Origin of the sequence: Atopobium minutum 10063974 (assembly GCF_000364325.1) — a bacterium.
Classification (GTDB): Bacteria; Actinomycetota; Coriobacteriia; order Coriobacteriales; family Atopobiaceae; genus Atopobium; species Atopobium minutum.
In genome coordinates this window covers 73189-87515 of sequence record NZ_KB822534.1, presented here as the reverse complement: position 1 = coordinate 87515, position 14327 = coordinate 73189, and the positions used below count along the sequence as shown (strand labels likewise).

Genomic DNA, 14327 nt, shown 5'->3' with positions numbered 1-14327 from the left:
AAATTTTTATGAATTCGCTTGAGGTTTGCAAGCTTACTGTGGGGTATCCTCATACACCCACACCGGCCATCCATGATGTGAGTTTTTCCCTAGAACCAGGTAGTTTGTGTGCACTTGTTGGTGCAAACGGTGCTGGTAAGTCTACCTTACTCAAGGCGCTCATGGGGATGCTGCGACCTCAAGCCGGATCCATTTCTTTTGCGGGCTTGGAGTCAAACCAAGCCCGCAAACAGGGACTTGTGGGATATGTTGCTCAGCGCGATGCAATGGCAGAAGATTTGCCGCTGCGCGTAAGCGATGTAGTAATGATGGGCCGCTATGGCAATATAGGTTTGTTTTCCCGTCCTTCCAAGGAAGATAAGCAGGCGGTAGACCTGGCTTTGGAGCGCGTGGGTATGAGTGAATTTGTCAACCGACCCATCTCTGCTCTGTCTGGCGGACAAGCAAAACGAGTATTCGTTGCACGAGGTTTAGCCCAACATGCACAGTTTATGCTGTTGGATGAGCCCTTTGCGGGTGTCGATAAAACCTCGGAGGCAGCGCTTGTCTCGCTCATACAAGATATGGCACACCAAGGCGTAACCGTGTTGTGTGCTGTGCATGATCTACATATGGTAACCGAATCGTTTGACCAGGTTATCCTGCTTAATCGCACACTTATATATCATGGATCGTCCACTGAGGCCATGCAGCCGGTATATGTGGCGCAAGCATTTGATGTAGATGAATCAAAAGCTCAAAAGTTGGTGATATAGATGTCTGTTGCATTTTCATTTGTTCCCGCCTTCCAATCTCTTTTGGATATTTTGAGCTTTGCCTTTATGCAGCGCGCCCTTATTACGGGTATAGCAACAGCCTTGGTATGTGGTGTGATTAGCTGTTTTGTTATCCATGTAGGTTGGTCGCTCATGGGCGACGCAATTTCCCATGCAGTGTTACCAGGAGTTGTTATTTCTTACATATTGCAACTTCCGTATGCGGTAGGCGCCGTAGTGGCAGCACTTATTGCTGTGGCGCTTATCGGTTTGGTGCGACAAAGTAATGTAATTAGCTCTGATACCTCTATGGGTATTGTCTTTACCACGCTCTTCTCGCTTGGAACAGTGCTTATTTCTAAAGTTCCGAGCCAAACAAGCCTGTCACACATTTTGTTTGGCAATTTATTGGGCGTAACGCCTTCGGATATGTGGCAGGTGTTGGTGCTGGGCACCGTGGTTTTGCTTGTGGTTATTATCCTGCGTCGAGACTTTGCGCTGTTTACTTTTGATCCCATGCATGCTCAGGCGCTGGGCAAGTCTCCTCGAATACTGAGCTGCATGCTGTTGGTAGCCTTAGCCATTACCGTGGTGGTATCTTTGCAGGCTGTGGGTATTATTCTTTCTGTTGCTATGCTGGTTACGCCGGGAGCTACTGCACGTATGCTTACCGATAATTTCTGGAAGATGCTGTGGTTGTCTCCTGCCATTGCGGCGCTTGCAACAGTGCTAGGAATTTGTGCAAGCTACGTCTTGGATGCCTCATCTGGTGGTATGATCGGCGTGGTGCTGGGCCTCATGTTTGCCTTGGCGGCAGTCTTTGGTTCTCGCGGTGTGCGAGTACACAGACAAATAGAGCAGCAAAAATAGTAGTCAAAACAATGACGATAAAAACCGGGTGTTGGAATTGCTTCCAACACCCGGTTGCTTTTTGGATTGGGTCAGCCATTTTTGTAAGGATTACATGGCTCGAGAAAAGGTTATAGGCTCAGGGTGCCTATGGTCTTACTTTTGGGACTGACCAATCATCCAAATAAGCTTGGAGAGAGCAGCATTCTGCTCGTCCATTGCAGCAGAAATCAGGAAGTTATCCTCGGCGTCTGCGTCCTTCTTGATCTGGATAGCCAGCTCGCGCAGGGACTCAAAGTCACGCTTAGCAGCATCAAAGACATCCTCAGGGGACTTGAACTCATCAGCGTGCTCTTCAAGCGTGGCGGAAGCAGCAAACTTCTTAAGAGAACCAAAGGGCTTGCCACCGTTTTGCAAGATAAGTTCTGCAATCTCATCGATCTGATCGAAAGCCTGATCATACAGGGTCTCGAGCGTTGCATGAGCATTAAAGAATGAAGGACCCTTTACATACCAGTGAGCATTCTGCAGCTTGTGTGCCTCGAGAACATAGTTGGATAATAGTACATTGAGCTTGTCGTTAAGCATGTTTTCCTCCTTGGAAATAGTTAGGGTTACTGATTTGAGGATTCGTTCAAACAAGATGATGCATGAGAAGCGCTTTTATCTGCTGCGGATGTCTTAGCTAGGCACTCTGAGCACAGCCCGGTAAAGTACAGCGAAAAGCCCTGTACCTGTCCGACCTTTGCTGCTTTGACAGCGCAGGCTAGCTGTTTGCGCTCGGGTGCTTCTAGATCAAAAACCTTTCCGCAGCTGGTGCATCTAAAATGAGAATGTTGGGTGGTCAGGCAATCAAATCTAGAAACCGTATCACCCGTGTCCACCTGTATTAATTCGCCCATTTCCACCAGTTGCATCAAATTGCGATACACCGTACCCAAACTAATGTTGGGAAACTCCTTGCGCACAGCCACATAAACCTGGTCTGCAGTAGGGTGGTCATGGCGATCCCTCATGTAGGTGCGAATTGCCTCTCTTTGCTTACTCGTTCTCATCGTATCCTCTAATCAATAACGATAATCGTTACTGGTTATTATATTGCCAAAGCGAAAAAGTATATACACACAAATTAAAAAAATTTAAAAATTTTTTGGTTACCCATTCTGTAAAGTTACAAACTAGTGCTTTACGAGGGGATATGCCGAGTTCTTATCGGATGGCTAAAGCGTTTATGCACACATTTTGGCAATAAGAGTAATAAGAAGTGGCACAAACCAAAGCAGGGTAAGGCTCCAAAGTATGGTAAGCGTTTTAATAAAGGACTGCTTCCACGTAACGATAAAGGCAACAAATTCGCGAACCATAGCGTTGATATAAAAGTACAAACGCGTTCTTGAACCACGTCCATCGCAACTAAGTCCCATGTTTTTGGCCAAGAGCAATGCCCGGTACACATGGTAATTGTCAGAGACTACAAGGACGTTTTGAGAAGAAGGGTCGGCAGGTGCTGTGGCTTGTTCGCTTGTGGCATTGCTGTTTGTGCGGCCATCATCGATAAGCCCAAACGAATAAACAAGGTTTTCTCGCGTGTTTTTTGAGTTACGTTCTTGTGTGATCGCCTGCGCAGGAACACCTTTTTGTAGCGCATATTCAAACATGGCCTGTGCTTCGGGGACAAGCTCGTCGGGGCCTTGTCCGCCGGACATAATAAGGGTGCTGCCTGGGTTTTTATACCATGCCGCGATACCTGCGTCCACTCGTTTTGCCAACAGTGGTGTAACACTGCGTCCGTTGGTAAGCCCTGCTCCCAAGACGATGATATGAGAATAGTGTTTGCGCACGCAGGGGATGAGATTGAGCCAACTTGCTACTACATACAGAACCAGTAACAAAGATATAAGAGCAAGGGTGACAGAAATAAGTGAGTAGATAAGCGAGATCGTCCAAGACAAAAGACTTTCGCTTGGATTTTTGCTCGGTGTTATAAGGGGCCAGACCAAAAGATATGCCATAGCACAAATGCCTGCACCAATAGAAAGAAGGTTGCGTGCTCGCAGTCCTTCTTTACGAATCAGGTGGATACCCGTTGTAAATGCCGTGATAGTAATAATGAGAGGCGATAAACCCAGCAATACTGCTACCAGAGCGACAAAGATAATCCCAAGAGTTGCTATGACTGAGGTTTCGGGGATTTGCAGCATAATGCCTACGAATAAAATCCCCATGCTTATCAAGCAAGCAAAGAATTTAATAGAAAGCCACAGAGTTCTGCGCTCCTTGCGCCACTGAAGCACAAAGAGTGTCGTAGTGACTAAAAGCGGAAGTGCCGCAAGCAGACTAATAGCTAGATGATTGCTCAGGTCCACAGATAAGCCTTTCGTGTTGGTATAGTTTTAATTTTAATGCAGGCTTTCTCTGTATTAGACTTTCTCTTTTGTAAGATTAACGCTTGGATAGGGCTGTTGCCACGGCATAGGCACAAGACCAAGCAGCAGTAAAGTTAAAGCCACCCGTAATGCCATCTATATCCAATACCTCGCCCGCATAGAACAAGCCAGGGGTTTCTTTTGATTCAAGCGTAACGTTGTTTATACTGCTCAGAGGTATTCCGCCGCAGGTGACAAATTCCTCTTTATAGGCCACACGGCTCGAGATCTGGCAGGGGTATGTGCTGAGCACCTGCAGTATATGAGCACTATCTTTTTTGGAAAGTTCACCACAGCGCTTTTTTGTGAGGTCCAAGCCCGGGTGTCTGCTCTTACTGCTGGCACTAGAATCCGTGCCTTCCTGCGCGCACTTCAACAAATAACCCCAGAGCTTTGTTGACAAGCCAAAAGGATGAACGTTGCCTATCTGCTTATGTGCATGGCTCGCAAACACCTCTTTGAGCTGGGCGCGTACAAGCTCCGTGTTTTTCTCGCCCACCCAATTGATCTGTAGCGGTGAGCGATACCTGCAGTCTGCTAAATAACGTGCTGCATAGCTCGATAGGGTAAGTGCGGCCGGCCCGCTCAATCCCTTGTGGGTAATAAGCAGTGCTCCTGTTGCGGCAAAGCTTGTTTTTGGAATGCTTAAGCGCGCGGATGGGACAGTGGTACCAGCAAGTTCATGCAGCGCCGCATCTTCTAGGGCAAAGGTAAACAGACTGGGAACGCAGCCGTCTTTGTGGGGTGTACCGCCGCTGGTTACTGCAACAAAATCAAACGATCCACCATTTTGGCGCAACAATGTTTTGGGATGAGCAATGCGCTTGCCTAAAACAAGCACCACACCCAACCGTTGTGCGGTTTGTACAAAACAGTCGATAAGGGCTTGGCTCGTTTGAGCTTTTGGGAACACGCGCTGATCTGGCTGCACCATGAGCGGCACACCATGAGCTTCAAACCAGGCATAGGCATCTTGTGGTCCAAATTGCTTGAAGAGTTTTTTGAGAAGGCCAGCGCCGCGAGGGTAGACCTGTTTAAGATCGGTCACCTGCGCAAAGGTATTGGTACAGTTGCAGCGTCCGCCACCTGAGGCTTTCAGTTTAGAGAGCACGTTGTTGTGCTGTTCAAAGATGATGACATCAAGTTCAGGACACATTTCTTTTGCATTGATCGCCAAGAAAAAGCCTGCTGCACCTCCGCCAATAATTGCTAGTTTCAAACTGTCTCCCTTGGGTCTTAGCTTTGCTTGCTATGAAACCTCAATGTGAGAGTTCTGGCAAGCTGTTAAGGTGCGTCACTATCTATCTTCCAAACACGTATGCCAAGTGTCCAGTAAAGAGGACAGCTGCTCAGTGCTTTTGGGATTGTTACTTTTATAAAGGGCTTATCGGCAGAATGGTGGTGTACATACAGCGTATTTGACATTGGATATATCAGGTTTCTCAGTGATAATAAGATGCAAAGAATCGTGCATTCAATGATTGGAGCGTACATGGACGCAAAGCTTGAAGGCATCATGAGTACCTATGCTACGGTTACTCAGAAAGACGAAGCGTTCTTTTTTGAGTTTGGTGACCGTGTAAGGAATACGAGTCATTCTTCGAGCGGGTCTTCATATGCAAAAGCCCTTATCGAGGCGCTTCTTTCTGAAGACGAGGGTGAAGATGCCTTTGCACAGCTTATTGATTCAAATGCGTCGGATCTTGCCATGGAGTGTGAGCTTGATCATGAGCTTCGCCGCTTTATTATCACAGGGCTGCAGCTTGGTATTACCCATAAGAACAGTATCTGTGCCCTTACGTTTGGAGTCTTGTATTACAACGGCCAGATTGTTTCTCAAAACTACAGCGCTGCACGTGACCTGTATGAGCTCGCTGCTGCTTTGGGAAGCACCCAGGCTGCCATTAACTTAGGTTCTATCTATGAGGATGGTCATACTGCAGAGCCAGACTATGCAAGAGCATATCTGTGGTATTCCTTTGCTGTGGGTGTATCCGATGCACCAGAAGCGCTGTACAAGATGGGCGATCTTTATGCTCATCAGTATATTCCTGGTGCAACTATTCAGATGGCCTTTAGTATGTGGATAGCTAGTTTGGAGGAAGCATCCGAGAAAAACTATGTAGACGATAAGGCTCAAGCTGCCCTGAGGATTGCTCCGTATTATGTGGATCCAGACAAGGCTAAGCAGGTTGGTGTAGAGGTTGACTTGATGTGGGCACTTCATTTGTATCATGAGGCAGAAATTGGCTTGCGCGTTTCCATTGAACATGGACAAACGCAGTGTAAGAAGCGTTTACAAGAAGCGCTTGATGGGCAAAAGCGGGTTCGTCGTCTGCTGGATGGTCCTGATTTTTTGTCAGAATAGATTATAAAAGCCCAGCTTAACACCGATTGCAACCACAAGTTAACAAAATTCCAAGTCAGCTTGGTAGTGTGCAACTATCCAAATTCGTATGGTCTTTGTATCCGGTACAATAGCTTCGGACAAAGGAGAACGTATGATTTTGGGCGAGAAAATAATGAGCTTGCGCAAGCGTATGGGCTGGTCTCAGGAAGAGCTTGCACATGAGTTGGGTGTATCGCGTCAGTCAGTAAGTAAATGGGAGTCTAGTGCCTCCATTCCTGATATCCAAAAAATAATAGCCCTTGGTTCGCTCTTTGGTGTTTCTACAGATTATTTGCTTCGAGATGAACTGGATGAACCCGTAGCGGCCATAGCTGTTGACGCAGAGAAGCAAGATGCTGTTTTTGCACAGGCAGATGTTTCTTCTGCATCTTCTACTACAGATGAAGCTTGCGATAAAGCAACTACCAGGCCCACTCATTTTGTAACGCTCGATGAAGCTCAGGCTTTTTTGGAAGCTACGCAACGGATGTCTGGACCGTTTGCGTTTGGTGTATTTTTGTGCGTTGCAAGCTCCGCGATACTTATGGCTCTACTGTCACTGGGCAACAAATATATAGATGCTACCCTTGCTCAAGCAATTGGTTTTACTGTATTGATAGGCATGGTTGCCGCAGGTGTCGCACTGTGTTTCTTCCAGAATCTTAAACTTTCTCGTTTTGATTACATTTCAAAAGAAGTGCTGTCCCTACAATATGGTGTGGAAGCCGTTGTACAAAGAAAACAAGAGGCAGCTCAAGAGGGGTACCGTATCCGTATGACGGCTGGCATACTATTGTGTATCGCCAGTGCAATACCCCTGTTTTTTGAGGAATACCTGTCTGGTTCTTGGAGCGACGGTCTGATAGTCTCAATAACGATTCTTATAGTTGCTATAGCCCTTTTTTGGATTATAAAAACGAATCTGGTGGCAGATAGCTTTAAAAAGTTGCTTCAAGAAGGTAACTATGCCCCCTGCAAGAAATCCGCAGAAAAAGGGCTTCCTAAGATTGCTACGCTGTATTGGAATGTTGTAATCGCGGGGTATCTACTTATCAGTTTTATCAGTTATGATTGGGGTCACAGCTGGATTATATGGCCTGTAGCTGCTATTTTATATCCCATCGTTCGTATTTTTGCTGAGTGGGTAATGCATTAAACACCATTTTAACTGCTTGCCCAAACCGTCCAAGCCCCCTCTCTTGTCTCATGTATTTGTAGTAAACAGGTAGATGAAAGCTTTCCAAATAACTCTTCAGATACAATTTGGTTTTTTTGCAGCTATGCAATAAAATCAATCTGGTCCTCTATAATTCCTGTATATATGAGCATGCGCTCATATTAAAAACAAGAGACCAACATGCGCAAGAGACCAAAGAGGGGGATTATTTTGTCACGCCAGCATGTAGCCACTACGGCTTCAAAGACTCCACTTACTCATAAAGGCGTTACGTCGCGCGAGCATATTATTCAAACAGCGCTACGTGAGTTTTCTGCTAATGGGTATGAGAAGTCTTCCATGCGCGCCATTGCTGTAAGCGCAGGACTAACTACCGGTGCTATCTATGGGTATTTCCCTGGTAAAAGAAATCTTTTTGACGCAATTGTTACTCCCGTCGCCACCAGCTTATTGTCGCTGTATAAAACCTCATATCAGCAGTTCTTAGATCTTCCTAAAGAAGAACAAACACCCGATGCACTCTGCGATTTAGAACGGTCGTTCATCGAGCAGTTTGCTCAGATTATGTATGACAACCGTGATGCATTGCTTCTCTTGATGGAAAGTCCCGAGGGCACGGGCTGGCAAAACCTTGTTTCTGATCTTGCGGATATTGGTGATAGATCTGTCTTGGCTCATATGGGTGCTCAGCGTAGTGTTTCAAATGGTGCTGCCGCTCAAAGTAGCTCTCCTACCGAGAAAACCGAGGATGCTGGAGTATCGCCTACACTAGCTACGGTCTTTGCTATTTCATACTTCAATGCCTTGTTTACGGTATTTAGACTTGAGCCAGATTTCCAAAAGGCTCTTGTTTCTATGCGTGTACTGGTAAAATTCTTCCATGCTGGTTATGAAGCGATTACGCCAAAGGATTAGGTATGGTCTTTATTGAATATCCTAAGTGCACTACCTGCAAGCGTGCAAAGAAGTGGCTTGATGAGCATGAGCTTGTCTATGAGGATAGGCATATCAAGGAACAAAACCCTAGTGCCGCTGAGCTCAAAGCATGGCATACAAAAAGTGGTTTACCTCTTAAAAAGTTCTTTAATACCAGTGGCCTTCTTTACAAGTCCATGGGTCTTAAAGACAAGCTCCCTACTATGTCTGAAGAGGAGCAGTATGAGTTGTTGTCCACCGATGGCATGTTGGTAAAAAGACCACTTATTATTGATGGTGATACTATATTAGTGGGCTTTAAAGAAAGCGAATGGGCCGAGAAGCTCCTCTAGTTTTGTCAGCTTATGCCAAGCGATTGAGAAGGTATGGACAACAAGAACGTGTCGTATAACAACGCGCAGGATTATAAGAACACATCCTGCGCTCTTGACATAAGTCTGGATACTCTTATCGCGCAAGATAGGCGCGAAAATATGTTTGCCGATGAGGTGGATTTTCTCAGGGCTCGAGCCTTGCTCATTGCAAGAGCTCATCAATTGCAAAATCCAAATAGCACGCAGCTCCAAGAAATAGAAGAGCTTTTGCGCAATCAGCAAAGTGTGCGCACCGATCAGACTCAGTCCTCTGCTTCTCATTGCCAAGAGTTCCCCGAACAGGTACAAAGGCCTTCTTGGATACCGTATGTCCTTAAGCCCCTGTTTTTATATGGGCTGTTGTGGCTTGTTCTTTTCGTTGGTGGAACCATCATCGTTACTATAGGGGATCTGGATTCCTTCTTTCTTGCAAATGTGCTCGCAGGTATGCTGGTGTTTGTGCCCGCTTATGTAGTGGCCTTACTCATTAGATATGTGGCTCTTAGGCAGAAGTACAACAAGTCAAAATAGCTCAGCGATAGAGTCCTTAGCGTGCAAGAGTTGAGGGCCAAAAAGAAAAACCGGCAACCCCGAGTCGCGGAGATTGCCGGTAAAACCGCTGTTGTTGTGCTTAAAAGCACACTCTTAAAGTCTATTCCTCTGTAGCAGTATCTGTGTGTACGGATGATGTATCTATAGATTCCTCATGTGAGGGCTTCTCGGCTGTTTCATCTTTAGGTTGAGGACTTGGAGCTTCCGTCGCTTCGGGCTTTTCCACCTCTTTGGATGCCTCGGCTTTTGGCTTTTCAGCCAAGGGTTTAAATTGGTACGTTTTGCCGTGAACAATAACGGTGCCATCCGTGTTGAAAATGATTTCTTCCATGGGAGTGTAGGGGAGCGCTAGGAAAGCATCTTCAAACTCATCTTGCGTCATGCCGTAAATCTTGGACCACTTAGCAATAATTTCTTCCTGAGTCATATCGCCATTCGGTTTAGTGTGGGTAGCCTTTTCTACCTTTACGCCAGGCCACTTGGAGGATGGATCGTAAGAAAACTCCTGGGTAGAGCTATCTTCGTAGTACACCAACCAAATGTTGTTAGCTTCCTCAATGATGCGGGTGGGCTTTTTGGTATTCGCATTGGAATGAGAAGTTCCTGCATCATTGGTGTTGTCGTGAGTATCAGGAGTGTTGGGAGTAGCTGGAGTATCGGAGGTATCAGACGTATCTACAGAAGCATCGGAGCCCCAGCCATTCTCGCCCTTAGGACGAGCCTCGGGATGAGCAATGAGGTACTTAATAGTGGCTACTACATCACGGGCAGACGCATTGCCAAAGGACTGTGCAAAGTAGCTGTCTTTACAACACTGAATAATGGTCTGCAGAGAGACGTAGTGGTAGTGATCGTAGTGGGGAATGACAAAAGCGTCGCGCTCACGATCAAAGCGAACGGAATGTACCAAGTTACCGTAGGTAATGGATTTAATATCCACGGCAAGCTTAGGCTCTATTTCATCGTAGGAGAACTTCTCGCCGTCAATCAAAGGATCAAGGATGTGGCCATTGTTGGGATCGTACTCCTCAATCGTAATATCGGGATACAAACGAGAAGGATCTTCCCTGGTGATGGACTCGGTGCCATCCGCATGATGCAGATGCCAGTGGTCTTCATGGTGCTCAATGCGAACTACGCGTTTGGGATCGTTGGGATCCTGCCTGATAGGTCCTACTGGGGGCTGGGGCTCGGGATGGCCGCCGGGGGTATCGGTGCCACTATATTCGCCAATGACTATGCCAGGAAATGCGCTGGCGGGGTTATCTTTGGTAATGTACTCGGTATTGTCGGCAGTATAGCAATGCCAGTGGTCCGCATGACGCAAAATCTTGGTGATGGGCAAGCGGCGCAGCTCATCAAGGGTTACTACCGATATAGTGTGCAAGCCTGGATTGCCGGGAAGGCCACCACCGGGTTGAGAAGAGCTATCTGGATTGATTTGGCCGCCAGTCTGGTGGGTGCTGCCAGTGTTAGATCCATTGCCATAGTTGTGGGAAGTGCCATGATTGCCCTCATAGGTACCTACCGTGGCATTTGGATAGTAGGGGCGAGGGTCGGTGTAGCTTATATATTCTGATCCGCCCGCGGTAAAAATGTGCCAATGGTTTCCATGCTTAAGCAAACGTACAACCGTGTTGGGATCAATGCGCTTGAGCGATTCGCCGCTCAATACGCTGGCAGTGTTTTTGAGGTTGGCGGCGCTGCCCGCTTTGGTGGGGTCGGAGTAGGTAATAATTTCACGGCCGTCTTTGGTAAAAACGTGCCAGTGATCGCCATGTTTGATAATCTTTACGATTTCATCAGCGGACACAGCTGGTGCATCGATCAAAACCTGCGTGGTGTCGTCCGCGGCGTAGTCGGTCTGTTTTTGTGCGAGGGGGGCGGCGGTAATGGCAGTGGCCTTGTTACTAACCGGTTGTTGTTTTGTCTGCTGCACAAACAGAGTGCTACCAATGCCCAAAGATACAACGAGCAAGCCAGCAACTACTGCTCCAGTCTTATTAATCATGTAAGCTCCTTTGTCTTCTTACTTGTGTTAGTTGCGCTTGAATATGAGTGAGATGATCAGCAGGCCCACCGAGAGCAGCACGATAACGGCGCCTGGGCGAAGGTTGTAGCAGTATGAAAGGTAAAGTCCTGCATATACAGCCACCAGTGATACCAACATGGAAATTCCCAGCGTGCCGCAGTAGGTCTTGCTAAACTGCATGGCGGTAATGGTTGGTACCACCAAAAGGGACGAGACAATCAACGAGCCAATGGTCTTGGCTGCAATAGAAATGGTAATGGCCACCAAAAAAGAGAACACAAAGCTCATCAGGTTGGTATTGATGCCCAGCAGCGGTGCGGATTGTGGGTCAAATACGCTTAGGTACAGGCGGTTATACAAAAGTTTGTACGTAACAATAACGATAAAAGCAACGCAGATAACCAGATAAAACTCCAGGTCTCCAATAGTTACGATAGAACCAAAGAGGTATGAACTAATGGAGTTGCTATTGCCGGCAAGGCTGGTAAAAATACCGGCCAAACCAATGGACGCTGCCAGCACAATAACGGTGGAAATCTCCTGGTAGGATTTGAGTCGAGCGCTCAGGATCTCTGTAGAAAGTCCCGCTATAATACAGGCCACTACCGATCCCAAAAGCGGATCAAAGCCAAAGCACAATCCAATTGCTACGCCTGCTAGCGAGGCATGAGAAAGCGTGTCCCCCATCATAGAGAGGCGCTTGAGCAAAATGGGCAAGCCAATGCAGGGGAGGATAACGGCCAAAATGCTTCCCACCACAAAGGCGCGCTGCATAAATTCGTATTCAAACATTAGCGCTCACCTCCGTTGGGGTTGCTTGCAGATGGCATGTCGTTTGTGTTTTCAGCCTTTGCGCTGGAAACGCGCTGCAGACCTCCGTGCTCACAAGGCTCTACTTCATAGCAGTGGCCATCTTCCAAGCGCATGACCTTATCGATAAACCCTTGCGCCTCAGAGAGATGGTGCGTAATGATGATGACGGTTTTGCCCTGGTCGCACAGCTCGCGCAGAATCTGATAAAGCTCTGCCGAGAATTTCTTATCGATGCCCGAGGTAGGCTCATCCAGCAAGATGAGCTTGGCATCCTTGATAAGGGCAAGCAGTAGGCCAACGCGCTGAAGCTGACCGCCAGAAAGTTGGCTGAGCTTTTTGTGTATCTGTGCTTCCAAACGCACCGTCTTAAGCAGCTTGTCTACGCAGAGCTTCTTTTTGAGGTGCTTAAGATGGATGCGGACAACCTCCTCAAGCGTTGTAGGAAAATGCTTATATCCTAAAACGGAATATTGCGAAACGTAGGCAATGTCTGCATAGTGATTGTGAGCGGTTTGGGCATCACCAAACAGGAAGATTTCACCAGAGCGTGGCTTGAGCTTACCGAGAATTAGGTTCATAAGCGTAGACTTACCGGCGCCATTCTCGCCAACTACGGCAACAAATTGAGCCTGCTTAACCGTAAGCGTGACGTCTAGAAGGATGGGTTCATCCTCGTAGGCAAAGCACAGATTAGTTATGTCTAAAACGTTACTCACTGAAGGATTTCACCAGCTCATCCAGGTTATGTTCCATGAGCTTGAGATAGCCCATCTGCTGCTCTTCTTCGGTCAAACTTTCCATGGTATAGAGGGTTGCCGTTTTGGTGCCCGTGCTCTTTGCAAGGGTTTCTGCAACTTTGGGAGTGGCCTTACCCTCAAAAAAGATGGTGCTAATCTGATGCTTCTTTACAAAGTCTGCAATGGTTGCCAACTGTGCTGCGGAAGGCTCATCTTCGGGGGAAATACCGGTAACGGCTACCTGCTTGAGACCGTAGTCATGAGCAAGATAATTAAAGGCGGCATGGGAGACAACAAAGTACTTCTCGGAGTCAGAAACCTTAGAGAGGGTTTCCTCAAACTTTTGATCGAGCGCTTTGAACTCAGCACTGGCCTTCTCATAATTTTGCTTGTAGTAGTCTGCATTTTGAGGGTCAAGAGCAGCAAGTGTTTTATAGATGGTGTCTAGCTCTACCAGGGCATTTTTAACAGATAGCCAAGTGTGGGGGTTAACGCTGGACTGGTCGCCTGCTACGGCATCCTTGTTTTGAAGCAACGTGAGTCCCTGGGATAGGTCAAGGAAGACATCATCATTTTTAGCGGAAGTTTTGAGATCGTCGATAAAGGATTCCATGCCGGCGCCGTTGTACACAATGAGGTCTGCCTTGCTGATGTCTGCTCTATCAGCTGCTTGGAGCTCAAAGTCGTGAGGTTCTTGGTTGCCCTTGATGATCATTTTGACGTCCATCTTGTCACCAACAATGCGCTTGGTAAGATCATAGACGGGGAAAAACGTGGTGTAGACCGTCTTTTTAGCGGCTCCATCTTGGGCGGGTGCTGCGTTCTTATTGGCTTGGCTACACGCGGCAAGTGGTAGGGCAATGAGCGTTGCTATGAAGGCAGCGAGAAGAAATTTGGTAATTCCCTTACGCATGACATCTCCTTTAATCTTTGGTCGAGCAGGGTCGAACTATTGGGTTTAGTACTGGATCTCAATCCCTTTTAAATTTGAAATTGAAAACCAAATTAGCTTTTGTGTCTAATAAGTTAGCACAAGATAACTGTTGTGCAATGCACTTTATAAAATAGTTATAAATTTTTTGAATTACGTTACAAACACGCTGATGGTGTTTTTGTTTTTACGTAGGGGCAGCGCGCGTGTGCACCACACACAAACCGCTATCCTTGTCATAAAAAGCGCAGGTTAAAGGCATTCTTTAGCCGTATGCGTGGTCATAGATACCGTCAAAAGGAATTCCAAAAATTCGTCAGTAACGTCCGTTTTTTGAGTAAAATAAAACGTGGTGATACGTTCTAGGCATAGTTGGA

Annotated in this window: 15 protein-coding genes; 7 read left to right on the top strand and 8 right to left on the bottom strand. The window is 46.9% G+C overall.

What is annotated here, in order from left to right:
• The first annotated feature begins 8 nt into the window (after window positions 1–8).
• Window positions 9–755 (top strand): metal ABC transporter ATP-binding protein, encoded by a 747-nt coding sequence (locus HMPREF1091_RS07140; RefSeq protein ID WP_002564135.1) that lies wholly within the window; start codon window positions 9–11, stop codon window positions 753–755.
• Complete coding sequence (locus HMPREF1091_RS07135) at window positions 756–1625, top strand: metal ABC transporter permease (protein ID WP_002564134.1); 870 nt, start codon at window positions 756–758, stop codon at window positions 1623–1625.
• Window positions 1626–1760: 135 nt separating this feature from the next.
• Here the strand turns inward: HMPREF1091_RS07135 and HMPREF1091_RS07130 are convergent, their stop codons facing one another.
• The 4 genes from HMPREF1091_RS07130 to HMPREF1091_RS07115 all read right to left on the bottom strand — a co-directional run bounded on the left by HMPREF1091_RS07130 (window position 1761) and on the right by HMPREF1091_RS07115 (window position 5249).
• A complete protein-coding gene (locus HMPREF1091_RS07130) occupies window positions 1761–2192 on the bottom strand; it encodes a Dps family protein (protein ID WP_002564133.1) in 432 nt (143 codons plus the stop codon).
• A 26-nt stretch (window positions 2193–2218) separates the two neighbouring features.
• Window positions 2219–2659 (bottom strand): Fur family transcriptional regulator, encoded by a 441-nt coding sequence (locus HMPREF1091_RS07125; RefSeq protein WP_002564132.1) that lies wholly within the window; start codon window positions 2657–2659, stop codon window positions 2219–2221.
• A 174-nt stretch (window positions 2660–2833) separates the two neighbouring features.
• Complete coding sequence (locus HMPREF1091_RS07120; RefSeq protein WP_002564131.1) at window positions 2834–3970, bottom strand: YdcF family protein; 1137 nt, start codon at window positions 3968–3970, stop codon at window positions 2834–2836.
• A 76-nt stretch (window positions 3971–4046) separates the two neighbouring features.
• On the bottom strand, window positions 4047–5249 hold the full coding sequence (locus HMPREF1091_RS07115; protein WP_002564130.1) for an NAD(P)/FAD-dependent oxidoreductase: 1203 nt from the start codon (window positions 5247–5249) through the stop codon (window positions 4047–4049).
• Between the two features lie 273 nt (window positions 5250–5522).
• Between HMPREF1091_RS07115 and HMPREF1091_RS08155 the strand changes: the two genes are divergently transcribed.
• The 5 genes from HMPREF1091_RS08155 to HMPREF1091_RS07090 all read left to right on the top strand — a co-directional run bounded on the left by HMPREF1091_RS08155 (window position 5523) and on the right by HMPREF1091_RS07090 (window position 9416).
• Complete coding sequence (locus HMPREF1091_RS08155; protein ID WP_002564129.1) at window positions 5523–6398, top strand: tetratricopeptide repeat protein; 876 nt, start codon at window positions 5523–5525, stop codon at window positions 6396–6398.
• A gap of 133 nt (window positions 6399–6531) precedes the next feature.
• Window positions 6532–7575 (top strand): helix-turn-helix domain-containing protein, encoded by a 1044-nt coding sequence (locus HMPREF1091_RS08150; protein ID WP_002564128.1) that lies wholly within the window; start codon window positions 6532–6534, stop codon window positions 7573–7575.
• A gap of 201 nt (window positions 7576–7776) precedes the next feature.
• The gene (locus HMPREF1091_RS08145; RefSeq protein WP_002564127.1) at window positions 7777–8511 is read left to right on the top strand and encodes a TetR/AcrR family transcriptional regulator; all 735 of its coding nucleotides are present in this window, start codon (window positions 7777–7779) and stop codon (window positions 8509–8511) included.
• 2 nt (window positions 8512–8513) lie between these two features.
• Complete coding sequence (locus HMPREF1091_RS07095; protein WP_002564126.1) at window positions 8514–8864, top strand: arsenate reductase family protein; 351 nt, start codon at window positions 8514–8516, stop codon at window positions 8862–8864.
• Between the two features lie 33 nt (window positions 8865–8897).
• The gene (locus HMPREF1091_RS07090) at window positions 8898–9416 is read left to right on the top strand and encodes a hypothetical protein (RefSeq protein WP_002564125.1); all 519 of its coding nucleotides are present in this window, start codon (window positions 8898–8900) and stop codon (window positions 9414–9416) included.
• Window positions 9417–9537: 121 nt separating this feature from the next.
• Here HMPREF1091_RS07090 and HMPREF1091_RS07085 read toward each other — a convergent pair whose 3' ends face one another.
• From HMPREF1091_RS07085 to HMPREF1091_RS07070, 4 genes are read right to left on the bottom strand one after another with little or no spacing between them, the layout of a single operon-like run.
• A complete protein-coding gene (locus HMPREF1091_RS07085) occupies window positions 9538–11448 on the bottom strand; it encodes a hypothetical protein (RefSeq protein WP_002564124.1) in 1911 nt (636 codons plus the stop codon).
• Window positions 11449–11475: 27 nt separating this feature from the next.
• Complete coding sequence (locus tag HMPREF1091_RS07080; protein ID WP_002564123.1) at window positions 11476–12261, bottom strand: metal ABC transporter permease; 786 nt, start codon at window positions 12259–12261, stop codon at window positions 11476–11478.
• Window positions 12261–12998, bottom strand: coding sequence for a metal ABC transporter ATP-binding protein (locus HMPREF1091_RS07075; RefSeq protein ID WP_002564122.1), 738 nt, complete (start codon window positions 12996–12998; stop codon window positions 12261–12263). Before HMPREF1091_RS07075 ends, HMPREF1091_RS07080 begins: the two co-directional genes overlap by 1 nt.
• The gene (locus HMPREF1091_RS07070; RefSeq protein ID WP_002564121.1) at window positions 12991–13932 is read right to left on the bottom strand and encodes a metal ABC transporter solute-binding protein, Zn/Mn family; all 942 of its coding nucleotides are present in this window, start codon (window positions 13930–13932) and stop codon (window positions 12991–12993) included. The genes HMPREF1091_RS07075 and HMPREF1091_RS07070 overlap by 8 nt, the downstream gene beginning before the upstream one ends.
• Window positions 13933–14327 lie beyond the last annotated feature (395 nt).